20 protein-coding genes are annotated in these 23,651 nt (G+C 60.2%); 14 read left to right on the top strand and 6 right to left on the bottom strand.

Features of this window, described 5'->3' with window-relative positions; genetic code table 11:
• Positions 1-88: 88 nt before the first annotated feature.
• Positions 89-3,214 carry a chitobiase/beta-hexosaminidase C-terminal domain-containing protein gene (locus J2X42_RS02225; RefSeq protein ID WP_310161719.1) on the top strand — a complete coding sequence of 1,042 codons (3,126 nt, stop codon included), beginning with the start codon at positions 89-91 and terminating at the stop codon, positions 3,212-3,214.
• A gap of 376 nt (positions 3,215-3,590) precedes the next feature.
• Here J2X42_RS02225 and J2X42_RS02220 read toward each other — a convergent pair whose 3' ends face one another.
• Positions 3,591-3,848, bottom strand: a complete 258-nt coding sequence (locus J2X42_RS02220) for a hypothetical protein (RefSeq protein ID WP_310161718.1) — start codon at positions 3,846-3,848, stop codon at positions 3,591-3,593.
• Here J2X42_RS02220 and J2X42_RS02215 point away from each other — a divergent pair.
• The 4 genes from J2X42_RS02215 (at position 3,841) to J2X42_RS02200 (ending at position 9,273) form a co-directional block, all read left to right on the top strand.
• Positions 3,841-6,024, top strand: coding sequence for a GH25 family lysozyme (locus J2X42_RS02215; protein ID WP_310161717.1), 2,184 nt, complete (start codon positions 3,841-3,843; stop codon positions 6,022-6,024). The two genes, J2X42_RS02220 and J2X42_RS02215, sit on opposite strands and share 8 nt — an antisense overlap.
• 202 nt (positions 6,025-6,226) lie before the next feature.
• Complete coding sequence (locus J2X42_RS02210; RefSeq protein WP_310161714.1) at positions 6,227-7,819, top strand: DUF2142 domain-containing protein; 1,593 nt, start codon at positions 6,227-6,229, stop codon at positions 7,817-7,819.
• On the top strand, positions 7,812-8,303 hold the full coding sequence (locus tag J2X42_RS02205; protein ID WP_310161711.1) for a GtrA family protein: 492 nt from the start codon (positions 7,812-7,814) through the stop codon (positions 8,301-8,303). Before J2X42_RS02210 ends, J2X42_RS02205 begins: the two co-directional genes overlap by 8 nt.
• Positions 8,296-9,273, top strand: coding sequence for a glycosyltransferase family 2 protein (locus tag J2X42_RS02200; protein WP_310161710.1), 978 nt, complete (start codon positions 8,296-8,298; stop codon positions 9,271-9,273). Before J2X42_RS02205 ends, J2X42_RS02200 begins: the two co-directional genes overlap by 8 nt.
• A 91-nt stretch (positions 9,274-9,364) precedes the next feature.
• On the opposite strand, the gene J2X42_RS02195 is transcribed toward J2X42_RS02200, so the two are convergent.
• Complete coding sequence (locus J2X42_RS02195) at positions 9,365-10,774, bottom strand: bifunctional dTDP-4-dehydrorhamnose 3,5-epimerase family protein/NAD(P)-dependent oxidoreductase (RefSeq protein WP_310162162.1); 1,410 nt, start codon at positions 10,772-10,774, stop codon at positions 9,365-9,367.
• Entirely contained in the window at positions 10,771-11,769 is a 999-nt protein-coding gene (gene rfbB / locus J2X42_RS02190) for a dTDP-glucose 4,6-dehydratase (protein WP_310161708.1), read from the bottom strand. The genes J2X42_RS02195 and rfbB overlap by 4 nt, the downstream gene beginning before the upstream one ends.
• A gap of 57 nt (positions 11,770-11,826) precedes the next feature.
• Between rfbB and rfbA the strand changes: the two genes are divergently transcribed.
• From rfbA to J2X42_RS02170, 5 genes are all read left to right on the top strand, one after another.
• Positions 11,827-12,696 carry a glucose-1-phosphate thymidylyltransferase RfbA gene (gene rfbA / locus J2X42_RS02185; RefSeq protein ID WP_310162160.1) on the top strand — a complete coding sequence of 290 codons (870 nt, stop codon included), beginning with the start codon at positions 11,827-11,829 and terminating at the stop codon, positions 12,694-12,696.
• Between the two features lie 119 nt (positions 12,697-12,815).
• The gene (locus J2X42_RS02180; RefSeq protein WP_310161706.1) at positions 12,816-12,986 is read left to right on the top strand and encodes a hypothetical protein; all 171 of its coding nucleotides are present in this window, start codon (positions 12,816-12,818) and stop codon (positions 12,984-12,986) included.
• Positions 12,974-13,612: a DUF2142 domain-containing protein gene (locus J2X42_RS23340; protein ID WP_396134010.1), complete on the top strand. Its 639-nt coding sequence runs from the start codon at positions 12,974-12,976 to the stop codon at positions 13,610-13,612. The genes J2X42_RS02180 and J2X42_RS23340 overlap by 13 nt, the downstream gene beginning before the upstream one ends.
• Positions 13,613-13,861: 249 nt before the next feature.
• Complete coding sequence (locus J2X42_RS02175) at positions 13,862-14,008, top strand: hypothetical protein (RefSeq protein WP_310161704.1); 147 nt, start codon at positions 13,862-13,864, stop codon at positions 14,006-14,008.
• 27 nt (positions 14,009-14,035) lie between these two features.
• Positions 14,036-14,257 (top strand): hypothetical protein, encoded by a 222-nt coding sequence (locus tag J2X42_RS02170; RefSeq protein WP_310161702.1) that lies wholly within the window; start codon positions 14,036-14,038, stop codon positions 14,255-14,257.
• 376 nt (positions 14,258-14,633) lie between these two features.
• Here the strand turns inward: J2X42_RS02170 and J2X42_RS02165 are convergent, their stop codons facing one another.
• Complete coding sequence (locus tag J2X42_RS02165; RefSeq protein ID WP_310161700.1) at positions 14,634-16,871, bottom strand: hypothetical protein; 2,238 nt, start codon at positions 16,869-16,871, stop codon at positions 14,634-14,636.
• Between the two features lie 245 nt (positions 16,872-17,116).
• Here J2X42_RS02165 and J2X42_RS02160 point away from each other — a divergent pair, with 245 nt between their 5' ends.
• The 4 genes from J2X42_RS02160 to J2X42_RS02145 all read left to right on the top strand — a co-directional run bounded on the left by J2X42_RS02160 (position 17,117) and on the right by J2X42_RS02145 (position 20,594).
• Positions 17,117-18,172 (top strand): glycosyltransferase, encoded by a 1,056-nt coding sequence (locus J2X42_RS02160; protein WP_310161697.1) that lies wholly within the window; start codon positions 17,117-17,119, stop codon positions 18,170-18,172.
• The gene (locus J2X42_RS02155) at positions 18,162-19,121 is read left to right on the top strand and encodes an NAD-dependent epimerase/dehydratase family protein (protein ID WP_310161695.1); all 960 of its coding nucleotides are present in this window, start codon (positions 18,162-18,164) and stop codon (positions 19,119-19,121) included. Before J2X42_RS02160 ends, J2X42_RS02155 begins: the two co-directional genes overlap by 11 nt.
• A 109-nt stretch (positions 19,122-19,230) precedes the next feature.
• Positions 19,231-19,737 carry a GtrA family protein gene (locus J2X42_RS02150; RefSeq protein ID WP_185261011.1) on the top strand — a complete coding sequence of 169 codons (507 nt, stop codon included), beginning with the start codon at positions 19,231-19,233 and terminating at the stop codon, positions 19,735-19,737.
• Entirely contained in the window at positions 19,734-20,594 is an 861-nt protein-coding gene (locus tag J2X42_RS02145; RefSeq protein ID WP_310161690.1) for a glycosyltransferase family A protein, read from the top strand. Before J2X42_RS02150 ends, J2X42_RS02145 begins: the two co-directional genes overlap by 4 nt.
• Before the next feature lie 78 nt (positions 20,595-20,672).
• Here J2X42_RS02145 and J2X42_RS02140 read toward each other — a convergent pair whose 3' ends face one another.
• Entirely contained in the window at positions 20,673-22,871 is a 2,199-nt protein-coding gene (locus tag J2X42_RS02140; RefSeq protein ID WP_310161688.1) for a hypothetical protein, read from the bottom strand.
• A complete protein-coding gene (locus tag J2X42_RS02135) occupies positions 22,868-23,650 on the bottom strand; it encodes an ABC transporter ATP-binding protein (RefSeq protein WP_310161687.1) in 783 nt (260 codons plus the stop codon). Before J2X42_RS02135 ends, J2X42_RS02140 begins: the two co-directional genes overlap by 4 nt.
• Between the last annotated feature and the right edge of the window lies 1 nt (position 23,651).

Here is a 23,651-nt window from a genome sequence, read left to right as displayed (position 1 = left end):
AACACCTATATCCCCGGCGCTGGGTGCCGATTTATATGAGTACCACTACTTATTCACTTGCTCCCCGGGTCGGTCTAGCATTCAGCTCATGAAGGAATACCGCTCCCGGAGCGGCGTTGGATGGGGACTTCGACGACATCGGATTACGGCATTTATTGCTTCGGTTGGCATCGCAGTGGCGGTACTCACCGGAGTGTTTTTTTCTGCACCAGCGACCGCAGACCAGACCCGCCACACCCTGGCCGTTGGTCTGACGACGCCCGCGGGATCGGTTCAGGATCCAGCCGGCAGAATTTGGATTTCTGATGCCATGGCAGGATTTTGTCGCGTTCTTGAAACCTCCGGCAGCACGGTCGGCAGGATCGAGCACCCACTGACAGCAACGGATCCAACAGCAAAGACCTGTCTCGGAGGCACTTTGCCTTACCGTGGAAAAGGACCCGCGCTGGCAGCGAGTCCCGCTTTGCTCGACCCAACCCCCAATTCCCCGGGCAGCGGGGATGAACTCGTGTTCATTCCGGACGCAGCTGCAGGAAGCGCTGAACTGATTCGCGCGAAGTGGAATCCGGCCACGGGTAAGTTCGAATACCTCGACCAGCTCACGGTCCTGGATGGCGATCTCAGACCCAACGCAGCGAGCGCGGGTCCAGACAACAACATCTATCTGTCTTTTGCGCGGGCACGGTCGATCGTAAAGATCACGAGACCTGCAGCGAACCAACCAAGTATCGAACAGATAGCTTCGGTCAATTCGGCGGCGTTGGGTCTTTCCGCTACGACATTCAATAGCCAGGGACGAGTCACGGTCTTCGTGGCCGAGGCCGCCGGGCTGACAACTTTTACAGCTCCATCCGACGGAAGCCTGACTGACTACGTTCCCCTTGCCGCCTACAACGTCGGGAAGCCAACACGAGTCTATTTCGATAGGGCCACCAACATGCTTTATACCGGAACCTCCGGAGGCACATCGGCGGCCAACGCAGGCGTGGACTCAGTTGCCCGTATCAATCTGCAGACCGGTGTCGTTGAATCGCAGTGGGCCCTTGGATTCAGCATGGTCAGCGGCCTCGGCATGAAAGCCGGAAAACTCCTGGTCATGGACGACGCCGGCCAGTTGGACGCGAATAAACCCGCGGGACAGGGCAAGCTCTACCTATTGTCGAACACAGCGGCGCAGATCCTGACAGGCCCCACTGCCGCAGATGGGACGCAGGCCGCAAACCCCGGGATCACCAACGATCCAACACCAACGTTTACGGTAGGAACGGTTCCGGCAGGCAGCCAGATTGAATGCAGCTTAACGGGGGCAGGACAGACTGAGGTTTGGCAGGATTGCACCTCCGGGAGCTACACCCCCTCGTCGCCCCGGGCAGATGGCTCGTATTCCTTTGCCGTTCGCCCGATCCCCGGGATCGCAGCGACCCGTGAGTTCCAGATCGATACCGTTCCTCCCGCAGTGCCAGCCATCACCGCCCCGACCGCCGCCGAGATCGTTACCGGCAATCCTGTGCTCGCAGCCTCATCCGAGTCCGGAAGTTCACTGCGCTGCTCCGTTGATTCGACGGCGGACAACAGCTTCATCGCCTGTGCCTCCGGCCAGCCCTTTGCTTTGACGAAGGAGGGGCCCGTGACCCTCCGCGTCAAAGCTGTTGACCTCGCCGGGAACGTGAGCGCCGCAGCTTCAGTCAATGTCACCGTCGACCGCACCCCTCCGCTGATCACGATCACGGAACCGGCGGAAGGTGCGACCGTTTCGGATTCGATGTCCGTGCACTTTTCGTCGACGTCAGCTGACAGCTCCGAGTTCAGGTGCAGTCTTGATGGCGACGCTCTGTCAGCTTGCACTTCTCCGAAGGCGTATAGCGGCCTAGGGAACGGCCAGCATCACGTTGATATTGAGGTTTCGGACGTCGCCGGAAACAAGAGCCTCGCCACCCGTAACTTCACTGTCCAGGTCGCTGACACTGCTCCGCCCGTCGTCACGGCTTCACCTCAGTCCGGAACGTACGGACCTGGAACGACCATAACGTTGTCGGCGAACGAGCCTGCGTCGATCTATTACACAACTGACGGTTCAACCCCCACCGCCGCCAGCACCCGGTACGCCGGGCCCATCCTGCTCGGCGCCTCGATGACTGTTAGATATCTGGGAGTCGACTCGGCATCGAATACCTCGGACGTGGGGCAGCAGGCCTACGTCCTTGATGCCACACCTCCAGGGGTGGTCGCCTCGCCAGCCGCCGGCACATACCCGGTCGGGCAGCAGATCACGCTGACGGCCAATGAGCCCTCGACGATCTATTACACGACCAATGGTTCGACGCCCACGTCCGGCAGCACGAAGTACACAGGGCCCATCACCCTGTCTGCGGCGATGACACTGAAATATCTTGCGGTTGACGTTTCAAACAATGCGTCGCCGGTGGGAACGCAGGCCTATACGGTTATTCCTCCCGTTTCCGGACTCTGGAAGGACTTCAACAGCGACTCCAAGGCGGACGTCATAGCCCGGGACAGTGGGGGTACGCTCTGGATTTACCCCGGCACCGGGAAAGGCGGTTTCCTGGCCCGCAAAAACACCGGTCCTGGCTGGAATGAAATGTCGGCAATAATGCCGACTCCGGACTTCAGCGGGGACGGCCGCAGTGACGTGCTTGCCCGGGATAGCAGCGGAGCCTTGTGGCTCTACGCAGGCACTGGCACGGGTGGCTGGCAGCCCAGAGTCAAGAATGGTGAAGCGTGGAACGGAATGTCCGTGATTTTCTCGCCCGGCGACTTTGATGGCAACGGCAAAGCGGACATCCTGGCGCGGGACGAGGCCGGCGCCCTCTGGCTGTACCCGGGCAACGGTTCTGGAGGGTTCCTGGAGCGCGTTCAGGTGGGTAGCGGCTGGAACGTCATGAGCTTCATCTTTAGCCCGGGTGACTTCAATGGTGACGGCAAGAGTGATGTATTGGCTCGGGATTCCGGAGGAAGCCTCTTGCTGTATCCGGGCAACGGCAGTGGTGGCTGGCTCGACCCGCAACAGGTGGGTAGTGGCTGGAACGCAATGAGCGCCATGCTGGGCCCAGGTGACTTCAACAGCGATGGAAAGCCGGACGTCCTGGCACGCGATGCGGCCGGGCGCCTCTGGCTCTACCCCGGCAACGGCAAGGCCGGTTGGCTGCCCAAGAAGCAAATCGGTACCGGGTGGAATGGGTATCTGATCCCCTAGCCGCCGATATCTGCTCCTTGCCGGGCAGCACATCGATAACAGTGCCGCATCTTTCACTTTGGCAACATCAGGATCACTGGTTTCATTAGCTCCTACGGTGTTAGTGTGAGCGCGTTAAGTCTCAGCAACCCCAGTTCGGTGTCTCCTGACCGGATTTCACTGGAAACTGAAACCCTGATGTTGCGCTATGGGGAGCGCCTCATGTCACCGGAGCCAAAATGAAGCGGAACCAGTTAGTCAGCTATCGTCCCCTTCTGCGGGTCTTGGGCACAGCCGCCTTGGCGGCGGCCCTTATTGCGGGCCCAGGGCTGGCAGGAACTTCCGTAGCGCTGGAACCCAGCCCGACGCCGGCGGCGCCCACGGCGGATCCGGGTGCTCAGCCTTCTGCTTCGGCTCCACCGGTATCCGCGCCGGCGACATCGGCTCCTGCCCCGACCGGGGAGCAGCCGGCAACAGCTGCCACGTCGGCTGCTGCCGCCTCCACACCCACGGAAGAATCGATGGCCGAAGCCATCGGCGAGGGCGGGGCGGAGATGGGCCAGCGCTCCGCCCGGGTGACTGCGTCGGCTCCTTCTGACTCCTTGAAGAAACTCAGCACCGAATCCCTGGCAACCGAAGGTACTTGGATGCCCACGTTTGGTGTCCAGGGCCTGGACGTGAGCGGCCATCAACCCAGCGTGGACTGGCAGCAGCAGTGGAATATGGGCGCAAGGTTCGCCTATGTCAAGGCAACAGAAGGAAGTTACTTCACCAACGACTACTTCAACTCCCAGTACCAAGGATCCCGCAACGTCGGGATGATCCGAGGCGCTTACCACTTCGCAATCCCGAACGGCTCCTCCGGCTCCGACCAGGCGCGCTTCTTCGTGCAGAACGGCGGCGGCTGGTCCGCGGACGGTTACACAATGCCGCCAGTGCTCGACTTTGAGTTCAACCCCTATGAGGGCCGAACCATCAACGGGTTCTATTTCGGCAACACTTGTTATGACATGTCACCAACGCAGCTGGCGTCCTGGGTGCGCGACTTCGGCAGCACGATGCTGTCACTGACGGGTCGCCTGCCAATGATCTACACGAACACCAACTGGTGGAAGCAGTGCCTTGGGGATCCTTCCGGCTTTGGTGACTACCCGTTATGGGTTGCAGCCTACCCACTGACGCCAACCAACAACGCTGGCGCCGTTCCCTCAAGCTGGAGCACTTACAGCATCTGGCAGTACAGCAGCACCGGGCCGTTCGCCGGCGATTCGAACGTATGGAACGGCAGTCTGTCGCAACTGAAAGAATTCGCTGCCATAGGTGATTCCGGGCATAGCGGACCCTCTATAAAGTCCGATGCCGACATTCTCGCCGCTGACGCAGCGGGCAACCTGTTGAACTATGCCTCGAACGGCGCGGGCGGCCTCCGCGCGCCAAGAACAATCGGCTCGGGCTGGACGAGCCTGCGATCTGCCACTACCACCGACTGGGACGGTGACGGCGTCCGCGACATCTTTTCGCAATGGGATAACGGGGACCTCCTTGTCTACAGGGGGCTGTCCTTTGGAGGGTTTTCGACACCAACCCGGATTGGCCAGGGCTTTCAAGAAAACCTCATCACCGTCGGTGCCTGGCGGACGACCGATTCGCGTCCTGGTGTAATGGCACGGAAACCCTCGGGCGAACTTGTGTACTACGCAAGGTCAGGAGAAGGGCTGCAAGCCGGGGTCGTTTCCGGGACTGGTTGGGGAAATATCAACGTCACGATGCTCGACTTCGACGGCGATGGCAATCAAGACATCCTCGCCCAAACCGGAGCCGGTGAAATGAGGCTCTACCGTTCAAACGGCGGCGGGGCGTTCATTGCCGAGACACGGACTGTGGTCGGAACGGGATGGAAGGCCATCACCGCGGTTTCGCTGAGTGGCGGCTTCACCGGAAGTGGAACAAGTGGCCTCGTGGTACGCCGCGACGGCGGAGAATTACAGTATTTTCCGTTCGGACAAGGAGCTTGGGGACAGGCTGCGACAATCGGCACAGGTTGGAATCCGCTGCTTATCCTGGGCTCCGGCGACCAGACTGGACCTAAGCCGTGGGCCACACCGGCAGACACAATGGGCATTACAGGTGAGGGAAAGCTGCTGCTGTATCCTGCCGAAGCCGGCGGCCTCCTGTCAGGGCGGACGGTCGGCACAGGGTGGACAAACGTCCAAGCCATCTTCAACACGGATTGGGACATGGACGGGAGGCTGGATCTGTTGACCCAATGGAAAGATGGTGCCGTAACCCTTTACAAGGGCCTCGCGGGAGGAGGGTACTCGGTACCTGTCGGACTGGCCACCGGATTCCAGGACAAGACCCTGACAATTGGCCCCTGGAATAGCAAGGATAAGAGGCCCGTCATAGTGGCGAAATCCGCGAACGGCGACCTCTTGCTCTACGCCCGCGGGACTGCGGATGCGCTGAAGGCTGCTGTTCCCATTGGTTGGGGATGGAGCGGACTCGACATCACCATGTTCGACTTTGACGGAGACGGTAACCAGGACATGCTCGCCCGGCGCTCCGATGGTCAGCTGCTTCTTTACCGAACGGATGGAGCGTCCAATTTCCTGAACGAGAACCGGAGGCCAGTGGGCAGCGGTTGGGGCCCGGTGGACGCCGCGACCTCCACTTTGGGGTTCCAGGGGGCCGGCACGACTGGTCTTACCGTCAGGTTCAAGGACGGCACCCTTGCCTATTATCCTGTTGTCGGCGGGGCATGGCGGGCGCCTCTGACGATCGGTTCCGGTTGGACGCCGCTGACCATTGCGGGATCTGCGCGCTGGCCATAACCGGGGTGGCTCCGACCAGGGAGGGCTCCTGACACATGCCCCTCCAGCCGGAGGACGGCAACTGGCCGTGGCTGGTGCGCCGGCCTCGTGCCAGGAGACCGGACATCCAGGCGGGCATGCCTTCTGCTGTAGAATTGCACACCGGGTGCGTTCACTCAGGGCCCTTTCGGCTCAAGACACAAAGCAACAGGAGGCTTCTTCAGTGATCTCTGCCCGGATAACCGGTTTCCGTGCGGCCCAAGGCAGATCCTGGTTTTTGCCATCTTTCCTGGTGTTGCTGTTCCTGAGCTGGTCGTGGGCCTTCGCCTCGCCAATTGCTGCTATCCCCGACGAGCCGGCCCATGTCACAAAAGCCGCCGCCGTCGCCCGCGGTCAACTGGGTGGTACACAAGTCGGTACCGATGGGCCGCTGCTCGCTGTCGATGTCCCTCGTTATATCCGATACGTGGATGCCATGACCTGTTTCGCGAGGCATTTGGACAAGACGCCAACGTGCGCCCCCGACCTCGACGGAGACCCTGACGATACGGTGAAAGCACTAACAACTGCGGGACTTTACAACCCGGTTTACTACGCAATCGTTGGTTGGCCGTCGCTTGCCGCATCGGGGTTCCCCGCAGTGTACGTAATGCGTTTCGTCAGCGCCTTGTTGAGCAGTTTCTTTCTCGCCGCGGCATTCGGGGCGGTAAGCCAGTTGCGTCGCAACAAGTGGGCACTCATCACTCTGTCGGGCGCGATTACGCCAATGATCCTTTTTCTCAACGGATCAGTTAACCCGAACAGCCTCGAGTACGCGACAACGGCAGCGATATCAGCCAATCTGCTCTTGCTTCTTCAGAAGTCCTCATCGGAGCGCCTGCCAATTCTTCCAATAGCAATAACCACAGCAGCCGCTGCACTGCTTGCCAATACCAAGGCGCTTTCCTTACTTTGGCTGCTAATAATCGTCCTGGCTGTCATGCTCACGGCGACAGGCGTCCAACTGAAACGCTTAGCCAAGACTCCCGCAGTCCTCGCTGGTGCCGGCGTCATTGCTCTTGCGTGCGCGTTCGCTGTCAGGTGGATCGTCCGGCACGACAGCCTGAGCAGCAAACCATTTGAGGGCGCTGGCCTGGAGCCCGCCGATGGCGTGGAAATCATGCTCGATAAAACATTCAGCCACATGATCGGGTGGATAGGTCAATTCGGCTGGTTGGAACTCGATGCCCCTGTAGGCGTACTCGCCTTTTGGATGGCGATCATTTTCGTGGCCACCTTCTCTGTCCTGCTATTTACCCGGGGACGATCCCGCCTCGCCGCCCTGCTCTTGGCAGTCAGCCTTATCGTCCTTCCCATGGCACTTCAAGCCCAAGTCATTTCCGAGCAGGGAATCATCTGGCAGGGGCGCTACATCCTCGCCCTATTCGTTCCGTTTATGCTTATGGCCGGCTTCGCCCTTGACAGGTCGCTGACTGGGCGCATCCCGACACAGGGGCGGAGGGCCCTCGGCGCCGTTGTCAATATCGCGGTCGTTGCACAAATCGTCACCTTTGTATGGGTGCTCCGGCGATACACGACCGGCCTTTCACTGGACGTTCGGTGGGGTGACATGCTTGGGGCCCCAGAATGGCAGCCGCCGCTAGGCATTGTTGGTGTCGTAATCATCTTCTCGGCGACTTCGGTAATAGCCGCTGTGCTTCTCAAACGACATATTAATAGCCCTGACGGTTTGCCCGCTGCCGGTAACACCACCGAACCTGTATCAGCAGAAAGCGTCTGCGGGCATCCTGCGGACAGGACGACCGATCATGCATAATCACCAACGGGATCAGAACGTCGAGCGCAAGCCGAACCAGTCTCTACGGCGGGCCATAAATCACAGCGCCATCCGATACCTGTTTTTTGGGGGCCTGTCGTTCTTAGTCGACCTGGGTCTTCTCGTTCTATTCCGGGAGGTCTTCCAATGGAACCTCTCTGTGGCCACTGCCACCGCGTTCCTGCTCAGCTTCGCCTTCAGCTACACAGTCCAGAAGCTCTTTTCCTTCGAATCCGCCCACAGAACACACGTTAGTCTCGGCCGATACACCCTCCTGGTTGGCGCAAACACAATAGCAACCGTCTTCATCGTGCAGCTTTTATCCCTCACCGGCCTGGGTTATGGCGGAGCAAAAGTGGTTTCCACGGCCGCGACCACTGTATGGAACTATTTCCTCTACAAACACTGGGTATTCGGAGGCAAGCAGCCGACGCGGGACCATGTCGAGGAAGAAAATCGAAAGGACCCCATCCACAATGTATAACGGCGCCCGAATCGCTGCAGTCGTTCCCGCCTATAAAGAGGAGAGAATGATCGGGCAAGTCATTGAAACCATGCCCGACTACGTGGACCACATTGTTATCGTTGACGACTGCAGCCCGGACAACACTTCTGCCGCAGTCCGTGCAATGTCAGACTCCAGGGTGGAGCTCATTCGTCATGACGTCAACCAGGGTGTTGGAGGTGCCATTATCACGGGGCACCGAAAAGCCATGGAGCTCGGCGCCGATGTGAATGTCGTGATGGCCGGCGATGCCCAGATGGACCCTGCTTATCTTCCCGATCTCTTGGAAAAGGTCGTGGACGACGGCTACGGATTCGCCAAGGCGAACCGGTTCTTTTCCGCAGGCTCATTCTCGGGGATGCCCAAATACCGCATTTTTGGCAACATCCTCTTGTCCTTCATGACCAAACTTGCGTCGGGCTACTGGCATCTCTTTGATCCTCAGAACGGTTATACCGCCGTCCGGACTGAGATTTTGCAGCGCCTGCCCCTGGACACGATCTCCAAGCGTTATAGCTTCGAGAACGACATGCTTCTGAACCTGAATATCCTCCAGGTTCCCGCCATAGACGTCCCCATCCCAGCGGTGTACGGCGACGAAGTTTCCAGCATCAGGCTCAGCAAGGTTGTTCCCGAACTGCTGCATATGCTTGGGACCGGGTTCTGGAAGCGGATTTGGTACCGCTATGTACTGTGGTCCTTCTCCCCTGTTGCGCTCATGCTCTTCCTCGGAATGGCCCTGTTTGGGGTGGGTACCGTCATCAGCATCTGGGTTTGCTTCCAGATCCTGTCCAGCACTGTGGCAACCGCGGCCACCGTGATGCTTGCCGCACTGCCGCTGATGCTGGGAACCCAACTCTTGATTAGTGCGCTGCAGCTCGACATACAGGCCAGTCCCTCGGCACCCAGTCTGCCGCACATTCGAAACCACGGCAGGACAAAGCGTTAAGTGAAGCGAGGCCCGGGCTGGTTCAGCCCGGGCCTCGCTTTTTGTGTTGGCCCCGCCGTGCAGGGAAGGGATGCTGCCGGTTTGCCGTTGGTTACTTGCTGTTCTGCAGGTAGCCCTTGAGGCGGGTCTCTGCGAGTTCAGGGCGGAAACCCGTGCCGGTGATCTTTGTCAGGTCCAGCACGCTGTTGGAGGGCCGGGGCGCGGCGTCCTTTCCGCGGAAGTACTCGGATGTGGAGACGCCGGTGACGCTGCCCCGCGGGCGCCCGCAAAGTTCGAAAACGTCAGCCGCAACGTCCGCCCAGGACCTGGGCTCGCCGTCGTTCGTCAGGTTGTACGTCCCAAACGGTGCCCCGACCTCCAGGAGGTGCTTGATCCCGGCCGCAAGGTCTTCCGAGAACGTCAGACGGCCAATCTGGTCGTTGACAACGGCGGGTGAAACTCCCTTTTCCGCGAGGGACGCCATGGTCCGGACAAAGTTCGGCCCGTCACCGATGACCCAGCTGGTCCGGATGATGTAATGCCGTGGCACCACACTGACGACGGCGTCTCCCGCAGCCTTGGTCTGGGCGTAGACGCCCAGCGGGGTCGGGCCCTCGGTCTCATCATGGGAAGGACGGGACCCGTCGAAGACGTAGTCGCTGGAGACCTGCACCATCACCAGGCCATGGGCAACGGCGATCCTTGCCAGTTCCGCAACCGCGGTGACATTCAGTGCCCACGCAGCCTGGCGGCCTTCTTCCGTTTCAGCAGCATCCACCGCCGTGAACGCCGCAGCGTTGATCACGGTGGAGTATTTCCGCCAGTTTCGGTTGCCAAACGAAGCAGGATCGAGCAGGTCAAAGGTGCTCCGGTCAGCAAACTCCACGCTGGGATCGCCCGCGTACGCGGACCGCAGCGCCCGCCCAAGCTGCCCGTCAGCCCCGAGCACCAGCGTTTTCTTGGCCGCCATCGGAGTGACCTCCGCCAGCCGCGGGTGAGCCATGTCCTTCTCAGACAGCTCCGCCTTCTCCAGCGGAATAGGCCAGGAGATGCCCACCGTTTCGTCAGCGAGATTCACGAACGTGTACTCCGCATCGGCGGACCAATGGTCATTCACCAAATACACGTAGGACGTGTTGTCCTCCAGCGTCTGGTAGGAGTTTGCCACACCGCGCGGAATGAAGATCGCCTTTCCGGCATCCAGCTCAGCCGTAAACACCGAGCCGAAAGTCGGACCTTCACGAAGATCGACCCAGGCGCCAAAAATGCGGCCGGTCGCCACGGACACAAATTTATCCCAAGGTTCCGCATGAATCCCCCGGGTCGTCCCGGCTTTATCGTTATACGAGATGTTGTTCTGCACCGGGCTGAAATCAGGCAACCCCAGCGCCATCATCTTCTCCCGCTGCCAATTTTCCTTGAACCAGCCACGGTTGTCCCCATACACCGGGAGGTCGAAAAGCAGCATGCCAGGAATGGGCGTCTCCGTGGCAGCGAGCTTTTTCTGGAACTCCATGCCTATTGGCCCTGCACTTTGTATTTAGCCTCAGTAGCGGCCTTCTGCGGCCGCCACCAGTCCTCATTGTCCCGGTACCAGGCGATGGTGTCCTCAATGCCGGAATCGAAGTTCGAAAACTGCGGTTCCCAGCCCAGCTCGTCGCGGAGCTTCGTGGAGTCGATCGCATACCGCAGGTCATGGCCCGGCCGGTCAACAACATGGTCGTACGCGTCCGGGGACTGGCCCATGTGCTTGAGGATCAGCTCCACGACGTCCTTGTTGTTCTTCTCCCCATCCGCGCCGATCAGGTACGTCTCCCCGATCCGGCCCTTGGCGATGATCGCAAGCACCGCCGAGGAATGATCGTTCGCGTGGATCCAGTCACGCACGTTCTCACCCTTGCCATACAGCTTGGGACGGATCCCGTCGATCACGTTGGTGATCTGGCGCGGGATGAACTTCTCCACATGCTGGTACGGACCGTAGTTGTTCGAGCAGTTACTGATGGTCGCCTGCAGCCCGAACGAACGCACCCAGGCACGGACCAGAAGGTCAGAACCGGCCTTCGTGGACGAGTACGGGCTGGACGGGTTATACGGGGTCTGCTCCGTGAAACGCTCCGGATCATCAAGCTCCAGATCCCCATACACCTCATCAGTGGAGATGTGATGAAAACGCTTATTATGCTTCCGCGCCGCCTCGATCAGCGTGTACGTCCCGATGATGTTCGTATCCAGAAACGGCCGCGGATCATGCAACGAATTGTCATTATGCGACTCGGCCGCATAGTGAACAACAACGTCGTGTGCTGCGACCAGCTCGTCCACGAGCGGCTGGTCACAAATGTCACCCTTGACGAACTGGAACCGCTCGGCGGGAAGGTGCGTCAGCGACTCCTCGTTGCCTGCGTACGTCAGCTTGTCAAGGACGGTCACGTGGTGGTCCGTTGTGGACATGACGTAGTGGACAAAATTGGAGCCGATGAAGCCGGCGCCGCCGGTTACTAATAGTCGCTGCATAGTTTCAAAGGTTACCGGATTTGGATGATGCACGAGTCAGCAGGAAAGATAGGCTATATGCGCGGAATCATTCTGGCCGGCGGTACCGGCTCACGGCTCCATCCGATCACTCTAGGCGTCAGCAAGCAACTGATGCCTGTCTTCGATAAGCCGATGATCTACTATCCGCTCTCCACCCTCATTTTGGCCGGAATCCGGGACATCCTCATAATCACCACGCCCCACGACGCCGAACAGTTTGAGCGCCTGCTGGGGGATGGATCGCAGTTCGGTATCAACCTGAGCTATCTCCAACAGCCGTCTCCCGACGGCCTGGCTCAAGCGTTCATCCTCGGAGCGGAGCACATTGGCAACGAACCAGTGGCGCTGGTTCTGGGCGACAACATCTTTTACGGCCAGGGTATGGGAACCCAGCTTCGCCGTTTTGAGAACATCGATGGCGGTGCAGTCTTTGGATATTGGGTCGCTGACCCGAAGTCATACGGTGTTGTGGAATTCGACGCCAGCGGCAAGGCCATCTCCTTGGAGGAGAAGCCGGAAAAACCCAAGAGCCACTATGCCGTTCCCGGGCTGTACTTCTATGACAATGACGTCGTTGAAATTGCGCGGAGCCTCAAGCCATCGCCCCGCGGCGAGCTGGAAATCACAGACGTGAACCGGACATACCTGGACCAGGGAAAACTTCAGGTTGAAATACTTCCCCGCGGCACGGCCTGGCTGGATACCGGTACGTTCAATGACCTCAACGATGCTTCCAATTTCGTCCGCACGACCGAGAACCGACAGGGCCTGAAGATCGGGGCGCCGGAAGAGATCGCATGGCGGCTGGGCTTCCTTAGCGATGACGACCTTCGGCAGCGGGCCGAGCCCCTGCGCAAGAGCGGCTACGGAACTTACCTGCTGGGACTCCTGGAAGACGGCCGCTGATCCCAGTGCGGCTCCGTCACAGCCTGGATACGCCCCTCTATCGGATCCGGATGGTAGTCGGACATAGCCGCGGCGAAAATTCCGGACGGAAACCGTTCTAGCTGGCTCTTCTTCTGCTGATGGGACTCCCCACCGCGTGGACTGTGGCAACGCAGCTGATGGGGGCTCCCGATGAGCCTGCCCACGTCATCAAGGCGGCAGCTGTTGTCCGGGGCGAGATGACAGGCCTGGAAAAGCCTGGAGTCGGCACCTTCCGGTACGTCACTATCCCCGCAGAATTGCGTATTTAGGCAGCTTCGATTGCTTCGCCCGGCAAGCGGATGTCACGCCTGCCTGCGTCAAGCCGTTCACGGGGAATCGTGATGAACTGGTTGAGACGCGCACCTCGGCAGGAAACTACAACCCCGTCTACTACGCTGTGGCAGGTCTCCCCTCCCTGTTCAGCAGCGACCCTGGAGTTGTCTATGCCATGCGGCTGGTCAGCTCCCTGCTAAGTTGTTTTTTCCTGGCCCTCACCTTTGCCGCACTCTCACAAATGCGCCAACGCAAGTGGGCCATGGTCGCGACAGCTGTCGCTGTTACCCCTATGGTCCTCGTCCTCAACGGCGTCGTAAATCTAAATTCACTGGATTACCCCACCGTGGCGGCTCTGCTGGCAGACCTCGCGTCGCTTCTGGAACGTTCCCTTGAGCCGGCAGACTGCCCACGTTTTGTTCCAATCATCGCTGCCTCTGGATGTCTGTTGGCAAACGAAAGGCCTGTCGCGGCCGTGGCTTGCCTTGGTGGTGGTCGCGGCCTGCATTCTTGGGAGCGGGACGCAGTTGAAAGATTCAGCCGCAAACCCGTGGGTCTGCGGAGGAGCCGCCACAATCGTGTCGTCGTGTGCCCTGGCCCTCTCATGGTTGCTGACCCATGACAGTCTCGCCAGCAGTCCCTTCGAGGCGGCAGGATCGTCGCCTGTAACGGGTTTCCTGATAGTGCTCAGTCGCACCCTTGAATATTCAACGGCCTACGTCGGCCAGTTCGGTTGGCTGGAAGTACCACCAAACCAGGGGGCGGTTGTACTCTGGCTGGGCCTCGCTACGGCGCTGATCCTGTCCGCTATCGTGCGCGCCAAGGGCGGTGTCCGCGCGCCGCTACAGTCTTCCTTGTCACGGCACTGCTGTTGCTCCCGCCGCTCCTCCAGGCACAAGCCATCGGCACTATCGGAATTGTCTGGCAGGGCCGCTACATCCTGGCCGTTTTCGTTCCGCTGCTGATAGCTTCCGGAATGGCACTCGACCGCATCGACCCGAGCCCGTTCTCCCGGTAAATGGCGGCGGGATTGGAGGGAACAGCCGTGCTGGTCGCATTTTTTCACTTCTGGACGTTTGCGCAGACCCTGCAGCGCTACGTCAGCGGTTGGGCTGCAGACCGCGGCTGGACCGATATGTTCGCAAATCCGTCCTGGCAGCCGCCAGGCGGCACCTCGCTGTCTCTTGCATTCTTCGCTGTCGTGCTGGTTTCCGCTTTGTGGCTGGTCTGGCGCGGCGTTACTGCGGAGCACCGCCTAGCAACATAGTGCCAAAGGGTGGGGCCAAGCTGCTCGACGGCAGTGACGTCGTTGATCTCGGATGGCGTCCGCGCCCGGGGTTTCCCATGACTCGCGGTTGCTGCAGCCAAGCCACGTTTTCGGCCACTCCAGACGCGCAAATCCCGGAGGCGGGCCACCGGCAGGCTGGCGGCCGCCAGATGGACCGCGACGACGCCGGCGGCGGGTGCCTTCCGACCAAAAGGGCAAAAGGTGTTGCGACTGCGACCATGGTGTGACCACGCCCCACGTCAGAACACCCCAACGCGAAGCGCTCTAGCCTCGCTGGAAATGGACCGGAACGTTCAGCGACAGGCAATACTTGGATGCCGGGGAAGGCATAACCCTCCCCGGCCCGTGTCATCCTCTACCGTATTCCCTCATAGGCAGGTGCCGGTTGTTTGGAACCGTCGTCTGCTGGTTGCGGCTTCATTGGACCGTCCGACCGCCTTCGCCTGATGGTCAAAAGGCTCCAGAGCAGCATCCCCGCAACTGCGACGGCCCACAACGCGATGCCTATGCGCCACCCCGGCGGTTCGAAGCTTACGGTGATCAGCTTGCCCTTGGCGTCAGCGGGAATGGCCAGGCCAAGCAGATACCCGCCGATGGGGCGATTGGTAAATTGGGCGCCTTCCACACTGTATCCGGGCCAGGGAAGGCGGCTCAAAGCGGCTCGGCCGCCTTCGGCCGGCACGTCCTCGACCTTGAGCACGACTTTGGTGTCGTCCCGCGAGACCTCACTCAACTGGGTGCCAGGCCGGGTCCAGGTTACGCCTCCGGCCGGGCCCAGGGGCACGTCACGGCTCCACAGGACGGTGTCGTCAGTCTCCGTTGCGACATGCCATCCGTCGGGAACAGCAGGTATCTCTACTTCTTCATCCCGTGACACGTAATTGTTGGAGGCCATGGCCACTTGCGGTTTGTCGAACGACCGCTTGAGGATCTGCACGTTGTCGATATGAAGTTCATCGACGAGCAGCAGGCCGGTCTCTGCCCGGCGATCGAAGAGTTTCTCCGCAAGTTCAGGGCATGTTCCACCCAGGTAACGCAGGCAGAGCAACTCATTGAGCTTGGAGAATCCGACCAACTGGTAGCGGTTCACGACGTTTGCGTCGCTGAGGTACCACGCGTTCGCCATGAGCGTCTCTTCCCATGTCGCTTTGTCCTGGGGGTAGTCCAGCGGATCCCCCACAACGATTACGTCATTCTGGACGCCCTCGAGCACACCTTTATACGTGGACACGTCCTCGGGCTGGTTGGCGATCGACAAGCCGCTGCGTGCAGTCGTGCGGTGCTGAAGCACGGTCGTCGCTGTCGTGGCCAGCAATACACCGATAGCCAACAACGATATTGCGGGAAGCCCAAACTTATTCCACTTGTGGCTGGCGACCTCGGGGTGATTCAACAGCCATCGCATAGACACCAGGCCCGCGACGATCAAGGCAGCACATAACGCGATAGTGAAGTAACGCCACGGGGCCTGGGACCAGCCGAGGTAGGAACCAAGCACCACAAGGCCGAGCGCAAAGAGAAGCGACCCTCGACTGATCGAAGGCTGCCTGGAACGGGCCAGTGCAACGACGACCAGGAGAACAGCGGCCAACGCCACATAAGGCATAAACCGAGCGGGATAGCGCAGGGGGCCTATCGTCGTTGGAAGCAGGACAAACGCCGCGGACGCTGCGAGGAAGAAGAAAAGGTCCCGCAGATCGGATGAAAGCTTCTTGAACTTAATCCAGCTCACGAACGCAATGGCGGGCAGGAACCACGCAATATAGGCGGCCGGGCTTGTTGCTGCGGTTCCGGACCACCACCATGAAAGGAGCTGTGGGTAAGCGGTGGCGATCGGTGCCAGCAACAGGCTGGTGAAGTCAATGCTCATGTAGTCGTCGTTCCAGATGCCCGTTGTTCCACGCGTGGTGACGGCAGCTGTCAAAACCCCAGGCAGGAAGACGACAACGGCGACAAGCCCGATAGAGATGCCGGTGAGCGCAATCCTGGCGGCCGGCCACCATGCCTTGCGGACCAGCGCTTCAATACCGACGGCGAGAAGGATAAACCCGATAGCGACAGTTCCAGCGACATAGCCAACTGTGACTATCAGGTACCCCGTGACGAACGCCCAGAACGGATTTCGTTTGCCAAGCATCAGCTGGCGTAGCTGCGCCCAGAAAAACGGAAAAATTGCCCACACGAGAGCTCCCGTTACCCATGACGGGGCATCGAAATACATCGTGAATCCGTTCAATGGCACGGCTATGCCTGCAATGAAGGCCCACTCGGGCGAAAGTGTGTAGCTCCTGGCGAGAACGAACGTGCCAACGCCGGCAAGGACCAGCATGGCCACCTTCAGAGCGGTGGTGAGCACAACCGCGTTCGGGCTGACGTAGGCGAGGAGACCGAACAGCATGACCAGTGGGTTCCATGTGCCCCACTGCCCCTCCGCGATGTAGTTTCCACTCGACCATACAGAGGGGTTCAGGACCGGCACCTTCCCCTGGAACAGACTCTCGCCAAGGTGATACCACACGCCGTATGCACCGTTCTCGGTGTCATCCTGGAAGTAGAAGCGGCCGTGGAAGATGAGCGGGATAAGGCTGAGCACCAACACCGATCCGGCGGTTGACAGTAGCCACTTCCTGTTGCGTGACGACGGCGATAGGGAAGGCTGCAATTCTGGTTCCGTTCAGTTTGGGCATGCGTCCGCCGCATGACAGCGCGCGAGGGACAGGTTCATAATACCTGAGGGTCCATTCCCCGCGCTCGGGAAGGGGCTCCCGCGCCGCTCCGGGGCGCGGGAGGCGGGCTTCGGCCCAACAAAGCCAGGCTGAGCCGGTAGAATCTCCTGACATGACACTGGCTCAACCCGAGACTAACTTGACGCCCCACCGCATATCTGTGGTCATACCCGTCTACCAAGGCGAAAAGACCCTCGTTGGTGTAGTTAACGAACTCCTCCCCTATCGGCAAATGTCAACGAGCAAGGGCGGCCACGATTTCGTCATCTCGGAAGTCCTGCTGGTCTTCGATCACGGCCCCGACAACTCTGCTGCCGTGATCCGGTCATTGACCCAGTCCATTGACATCGTCCGCGGCGTCTGGCTGAGCCGGAACTTCGGCCAACATGCGGCTACGTTGGCGGGCATGGCTTCGGCAGGTGGCGACTGGATCGTCACCATGGACGAGGACGGACAGCACGACCCCGCAGCAATCGCCGATCTGCTGGACACGGCCATGGAGCACAACGCCTCTGTCACTTACGCAATGCCGAGCAACCCGGCCCCGCATGGCTTCCTGCGGAACGTCGCGTCGAAGGGCGCCAAAAAAGCAGTCCGCTTCCTGCTGTCCAGCGACGACGCCACGAGCTACCAGAGCTTCAGGCTGGTCACCGGGGAAGTTGCCCGCTCCGTGGCCGCCTACGCCGGGCACGGCGTCTACCTGGACGTCGCAATGGGCTGGATTGCTGACAAGACAGCGACTTGCCCGGTCCTGCTGAGGGAAGAGGGTGACCGCCGCTCCGGATACCGGTTGCGGTCGCTGCTCTCCCATTTCTGGCGGATGGTGATTTCGAGCGGGACGCGTGGGCTTCGATTGGTAAGCCTGATAGGTGCAATCTTCGCCTTGGCCGGAATCGGACTGGCCATCTATTTTGTCATCGCATACCTGACCGGCCATGGCGCAGGCCAACAGGGCTGGACGTCGACGATGGTGGTCCTCCTCGTCAGTACCGGCGCAATACTCTTCGCCCTGGGGGTCATCGCAGAATACGTCGGGGTCAACGTCAACATGGCCATGGGCAAACCGGCGTACCTCATTGTGAGTGACCCCGCCCTGGGTCCTCTCGGCAAGACTATCCACAAAGCACCCGCCCAGATGCCCTCGGGCCCGGTGGCTGATGCAGGCTAGGCCCACGTGGGTCATCGGTGCCGGCGGCCTCCTCGGAAGAGCCGTTGTCCGAGAGCTCGAGTCACGCAAAACACCGGTCTTAACAAGCAAGATCTCGTGGGCTGACCCGGAGGCAGCACTCCGCGAATTCCGGCTCGGCGCCGAGAAGCTGCGTATCGCAGCTGCTTCGGGTCAATGGACTATCGCATGGTGCGCCGGCGCGGGAGTGACCGGGACCTCACAGGCCGACCTGGACGCGGAACTTTCGTTGTTCTCCCGTGCCCTGGGCGTGTTCGAGGAGACCCTTTGCGCTGACGGTGACGGGCGCATGGGTGCGATGTTCCTTGCTTCTTCGGCCGGCGGAGTCTATGCCGGTTCAAGCACGCCGCCGTTCACTGAGGAAAGCCCCGTGCAGCCACTGGCGCCTTATGGTTTCGCCAAATTGAAGGCAGAGGCGGCGGTGACGGATTTTGCGAAGCGGACAGCGGTCCGGACTCTCATCGGAAGGGTCAGCAACCTCTACGGACCGGGACAGAACCTCCGGAAACCGCAGGGCCTTATCTCAGTGTTCGCCAAGGCTCACCTCACGGGCGCACCGGTTTCGGTCTACGTGTCGTTGGACACGCTGAGGGACTATCTTTTCGTTGACGACGCCAGCCGGTTGGTGTCCGATGGAATCGGCAGGCTCGTCCGGCCGGACGTCCTCCCTGGCGAGACCGTCGTGAAGATCCTTGCCTCCCAGAGGGCGGATACGATCGGCAACCTCATTGGTGCATGCCGCGCTATCTTCAAACGCCGTCCGTTGATTATCCTTGGCGCCTCGCCCTTCGCTAAAGCCCAGGCACACGACCTTCGGCTGCGCTCCGTGGTCTGGCCTGAGCTGGACGAACACCCTGTGACTCCGCTTGCTGTTGGAATCAACTACACCGTGCAGGAAGTCCAGCGGCTGGCGGTATCAGGAAAGCTCTGATGTGCTCCCACACCAGGCCTGTGGGCGCAAGGATTGTGATGCCCCTTGGCGTCTTCGGTAGTCTAGGGTGTGAAGTTGCCGGTTACCGGCCCTAAAGTTCGGAGATTATGTGGCTTCCACGAAGCAACCCGATTCCCCAGTGGAAGTTGTGAAGGGTATCCATGATGGTCCCCCCGGCCCCCTCTTGAGAATCATCAAGGATCAGCGGATCGCTTTCCTGTTAGTTGGAGTCAGCAATACCGCCTTCAGTACCGGATTATTCGTGGCGATCGCCTGGGCCTATCCTGCGCTACCCTCGCCAGTCGTGCTGAGCATCGCATTTGTCGTTTCCCTTGTCGCAGTCTTTTTTGTCTATCGGAAGCTCGTTTTTCGGGTGAAGGGCCACTTCTGGCTGGACCTCGGGCGTTTCACCCTGGTCAATCTGACGATGTTCTTCACGAACATGGCGCTGCTCCTGGTAGCCCACGAAATTCTCGGATATCCGAAGATCCCCGCCCAGATCGCGATCACGTTCGTGACTGTTTTCATCAATTACTTCGGGCACAAGTATTTCTCGTTCCGCAGACGGCCTGAACCCGCTTCCCCCACACAAGCCACCGAGGAAAGTGCACCATGAGTCCCAAAGTCTCCATCGTCATTCCGGCCTACAACAACGTGCAGTACATCGAAGAGACTCTCCAGTCCGTCTTGAACCAGACCTTCGAAGACTACGAAGTGGTTGTCGCAGACCACTCCTCCATTGACGGCACGGCTGAAGTCATCGCCCGATTCAAGGAACACCCCAAAGTCCGGGTGCTGTCCCCCACTCCGACAGGCGGCGGCGCCCAAGCAAACTGGAACCGTGTCAGCCAGGCTGCAACCGGCGAATACCTGAAGCTCGTGTGTGGCGATGACCTGATTGCGCCCAATGCCCTCACCCTGCAGGTCGCAGCCCTCGAGGCAAATCCGGGTGCCGTGATGGTCTCCTCGCATCGGGATCTGGTAGATGCGAACGGCCGCCTGTTCCTGAAGGGACGTGGGCTGCAGGGCGTAGACGGACTGGTCGGCGGCCGCCAAGCCATCCGTGCAACTGTGCGTGCAGGTTCAAATATCTTCGGTGAGCCAGCATGCTCCTTGTTCAAGCGGGACCTTCTTGCCCAGGAAGGCTGGTGGGACAACACCCACCCGTACCTCATCGATGAAGCGACCCTCGTGCGGATCTGCCGGCATGGTGACTTCGTAGCGCTTCGGGAATCCTTGGCGTCGTTCAGGATCAGCGCCAGCCAATGGAGCGTCCGGCTTGCCCGTCAACAGTCAGACCAGGCGATTGCTTTTCACCAGCAGCTGCGAGCGGACGATCCTACGCTGCTGAGCCGGCTTGACGTGACGGTAGGTAATGTCAAAGCTATCGCCATGTCCTACGCACGGCGCCTGGCCTACGTCCGCCTGACCCACCGCATGGGGCACCAACACGCCGTAGAGAGTACAGTCTGACAGCGGAGCTTGGCGAACTGCCGGGCACCAATGGTGTAAACGTTCGGAGGGGTTAGGCCCCTCCGAACGTTCTTCACTTTAAGGGGAGATTGCTGCGGGCAGCGTGGCGCCGGACCATTTGCGGGGCCGCCGTCGAACCGCCAGTGCCTCAGCGACGCTCCAGGCCACAGTGACAACAACAGCGAAAATAATGCTTCCAATGACAACTGGCCAGCCGGGTGGACTGAAGCGGAGGACGATGTCCTTACCTTCGGAGCCGGCGGGAATGTCGAGACCCACAAGGTAGCCCCGTAGCGGCGCTGCCAGGCTCGCACCTTCCGCAGTGTAGCCGGGCCACGCCAGCCGGCTCAGAACAGCATTTCCTGCGCCGTGGTCCAGTCTGTTCACCCTGATCACCACTTCCTGACTGCTTTCGGAGACCACCCTCAGGTCCGCGCCAGCCGAAGCCCAGACAACCTGGCCTGTGTTCAGCCGTGGCATGTTCCGGACCCACACGACAGAATTTTCTGACCGGGTGGTCTCATGCCATCCCGCGGGCGGGGTATCCCGAAAGGCGTCGTTGGCCTGAGGCTGCGGATCCCGGAGTATCTGGACGGTATCCAAGGAGAGCAGATCCGCGAGAACGGCGCCTGTGGTTTCATCGGTTTCGAACAGCTTTCTTCCAGCGGCCGCGCAGGTCCAGCCGTGGCTCGAGATGCAGAGGTCCTCTGCGTACTCGGCAAACATGATGGGCGAATACAGGTTTTGAACCTCCGCCGCATTCAGGTACCAGGCGTTGGATGCCAGGGTCTCGTCCCAGATTCCAGCCCCGAGGATGGTGGGATCTCCCACCACAAAGGTGCCACCTTTGGCGCCTGGAAGCTGTTGGGTGTATCCGGCCGATGCATCGGGCATCCGGTAGTCAGGCAGGGGTGAGCCTTTAAACGCCGCATGCTGCCCACCAGCTATAACGAGGCTGATGAGAATGGGAACGGCAGCTGTGAGTGCCGGCGTCCTGAAACGACCCCTAACCCGGCCCGAGTAAAGGAAAAAGTACAGCACAGCGATGCCCGCCACGGACAACAGGCCGAATGAAGCGGCCAAGCGGAAGGATGGAAACTGGGTCCACGCCAGATAGAGGCCGGAGACGACAATAGCCGCAGTAATCGCCAATCGCGCCCGGCTCAACGCTGCGACCCGGTAGCGTGAAACCAGGACGGCAGTAGCGATGAGCACCGCCAAGGAAACGTATGGCATAAGCCGGACAGGAAAGCGTAGGGGGCCAAGGTCACTGGGTGCCAAAGTCAGCCCCAGCGACAGCAGCCCGAAAACACCGATTGCAGCGAAGTCCTTGATGCCACCCCTGGCCCGCCCGTAATCAACGAGGACAAGTGCGGGCAGGAACCAGGCCACATAGAGGAGGGGCACTGGGGCAAAACCGCCCCACCAGCCTGTGACCTGTGGCAGGCTCCCCGGCACCCACGCTGTGGCAAGCCCAGTCAGGTCGGGGGTCAGGAACCCGCTGTTGACGATGCCGCCGGTCCGCGCAGTTACCGGGGCCGTCAGGACACCGGGCAGATAGACCGCCAGCGCCACAGTGCCACAGACCAGACCTGTCAGCAGGAGCCGGAGGGCGGCACGGCGTGAGGCGCGGACCCAGGCTTCCGTCAGAAGCCCAAGGAAAAGGATGGCCAGCATGAGCGTTCCGTGGACATAGCCGATAGTGATCAGCACGTAAGAGGTCGCTAGCGCAAGGATGGGGTTGGCTCTAGCGAAGGCCATCCGATGCAGACCAAACCACGCAAGCGGTAAAAGACTGAACACCATGAGCCCGGTGACCCACGAGGCGGCGTCCATGTATACGGTGAAACCGGTCAGGGTCACGGCAACGCCCGCGATGGCTGCCCACTCCGGGCTGGCTTTGTAGCTGCGGGCCACCAGGAACGTCCCGGCCGCCATGACGCAAAGGAATGAAATCTTGAGAATCGTGGAAAAAACGACGATGTTGGCGGATTTGCTCGCTATCAGGCCGATCAGGAGAATGAGCGGATTCCAGATCCCCCATTGCCCCTCAGCCGCATAGTTGCCTGCTCCCCAGGCGCTGTCGCTAAACAGGGGCCACTCTCCTGAGCTGATTTTGGTGCCGATCTCAAACCAGATACCAAATGCCCCAGCCTGGGTGTCATCGTAGTAATAGAACCTGTTGTTGGTGACGAGCGGGACCAATGATCCAATCAACGTGGCGCCTACAGTTGCCGCTATCCACGCAAGGTCGCGGCGCATTGGCACGTGGCTCACAAACTGCCCTCGGCTTCGGCTTCGGCTTCGGCCTCGGCCGAGCGCCGCCGCAACTCTTTGACCACGCCATGCACTTCGCCGTCCATCACAACTTTGCCGTGCTCCAGGAGGATTCCACGTTCGCAGACCGTTGCCACGAGATCCAGGTCATGGCTAACGACGAACAGCGTCTTCCCCTTGGCAGACAGTTCCTTGATCTTCGCGATGCACTTGCGCTGGAAAGGTTCGTCTCCGACGGCAAGGATTTCGTCGATAAGGAAAACTTCGGGGTCGGTGTGCACGGCGATGGAGAACGCGAGCCGGAGGTACATTCCCGATGAGTAGAACTTGACTTCCGTGTCGATGAACTCCCCGATCTCGGAAAATTCCACGATCGAGTCGAACATCTCGTCAATCTGTTTTTCGGTCATTCCGAGGATGGCGCCATTGAGGTAGACGTTATCGCGTCCGCTGAGGTCATGGTGGAAGCCCGCACCCACCTCGATCAGCCCGGCTACCCGCCCTCGGGTGCGTACTGTTCCGCCGTCGGGCTGCAATACCCCTGAGATGAGCTTGAGGAGTGTTGACTTTCCGGAGCCATTCAGGCCCAGGAGTGCGACAGTCTCTCCCTGCTTTACTTCCAGCGATACGTCTTTCAAAGCCAGGAACTTCTTGGAGAGGTCGCCTTTCCTTCCCTTGACCAGCCACACGAGGGCCTCCTTGAGGGACCTGGTGTGGCGAAGGACGAACTGCTTTCGTAGGTCGATGCAGCTGATCGCTACATGGCCATTCGTCGTCATG

This window comes from Arthrobacter sp. BE255 (assembly GCF_031457335.1).
Classification (GTDB): Bacteria; Actinomycetota; Actinomycetes; order Actinomycetales; family Micrococcaceae; genus Arthrobacter.
This window is presented reverse-complemented; position numbering and strand designations above follow the sequence as displayed.

Bases quoted from the DNA above. Each gene is read 5' to 3' on its own strand.
- J2X42_RS02225 (WP_310161719.1), top strand. From the start codon at position 89: ATGAAGGAATACCGCTCCCGGAGCGGCGTTGGATGGGGACTTCGACGA.
- J2X42_RS02215 (WP_310161717.1), top strand. From the start codon at position 3,841: ATGCCCACGTTTGGTGTCCAGGGCCTGGACGTGAGCGGCCATCAACCC.
- J2X42_RS02205 (WP_310161711.1), top strand. From the start codon at position 7,812: ATGCATAATCACCAACGGGATCAGAACGTCGAGCGCAAGCCGAACCAG.
- J2X42_RS02200 (WP_310161710.1), top strand. From the start codon at position 8,296: ATGTATAACGGCGCCCGAATCGCTGCAGTCGTTCCCGCCTATAAAGAG.
- rfbB (WP_310161708.1), bottom strand. From the start codon at position 11,769: ATGCAGCGACTATTAGTAACCGGCGGCGCCGGCTTCATCGGCTCCAAT.
- rfbA (WP_310162160.1), top strand. From the start codon at position 11,827: ATGCGCGGAATCATTCTGGCCGGCGGTACCGGCTCACGGCTCCATCCG.
- J2X42_RS02180 (WP_310161706.1), top strand. From the start codon at position 12,816: ATGGGACTCCCCACCGCGTGGACTGTGGCAACGCAGCTGATGGGGGCT.
- J2X42_RS02160 (WP_310161697.1), top strand. From the start codon at position 17,117: ATGACACTGGCTCAACCCGAGACTAACTTGACGCCCCACCGCATATCT.
- J2X42_RS02155 (WP_310161695.1), top strand. From the start codon at position 18,162: ATGCAGGCTAGGCCCACGTGGGTCATCGGTGCCGGCGGCCTCCTCGGA.
- J2X42_RS02145 (WP_310161690.1), top strand. From the start codon at position 19,734: ATGAGTCCCAAAGTCTCCATCGTCATTCCGGCCTACAACAACGTGCAG.
- J2X42_RS02135 (WP_310161687.1), bottom strand. From the start codon at position 23,650: ATGACGACGAATGGCCATGTAGCGATCAGCTGCATCGACCTACGAAAG.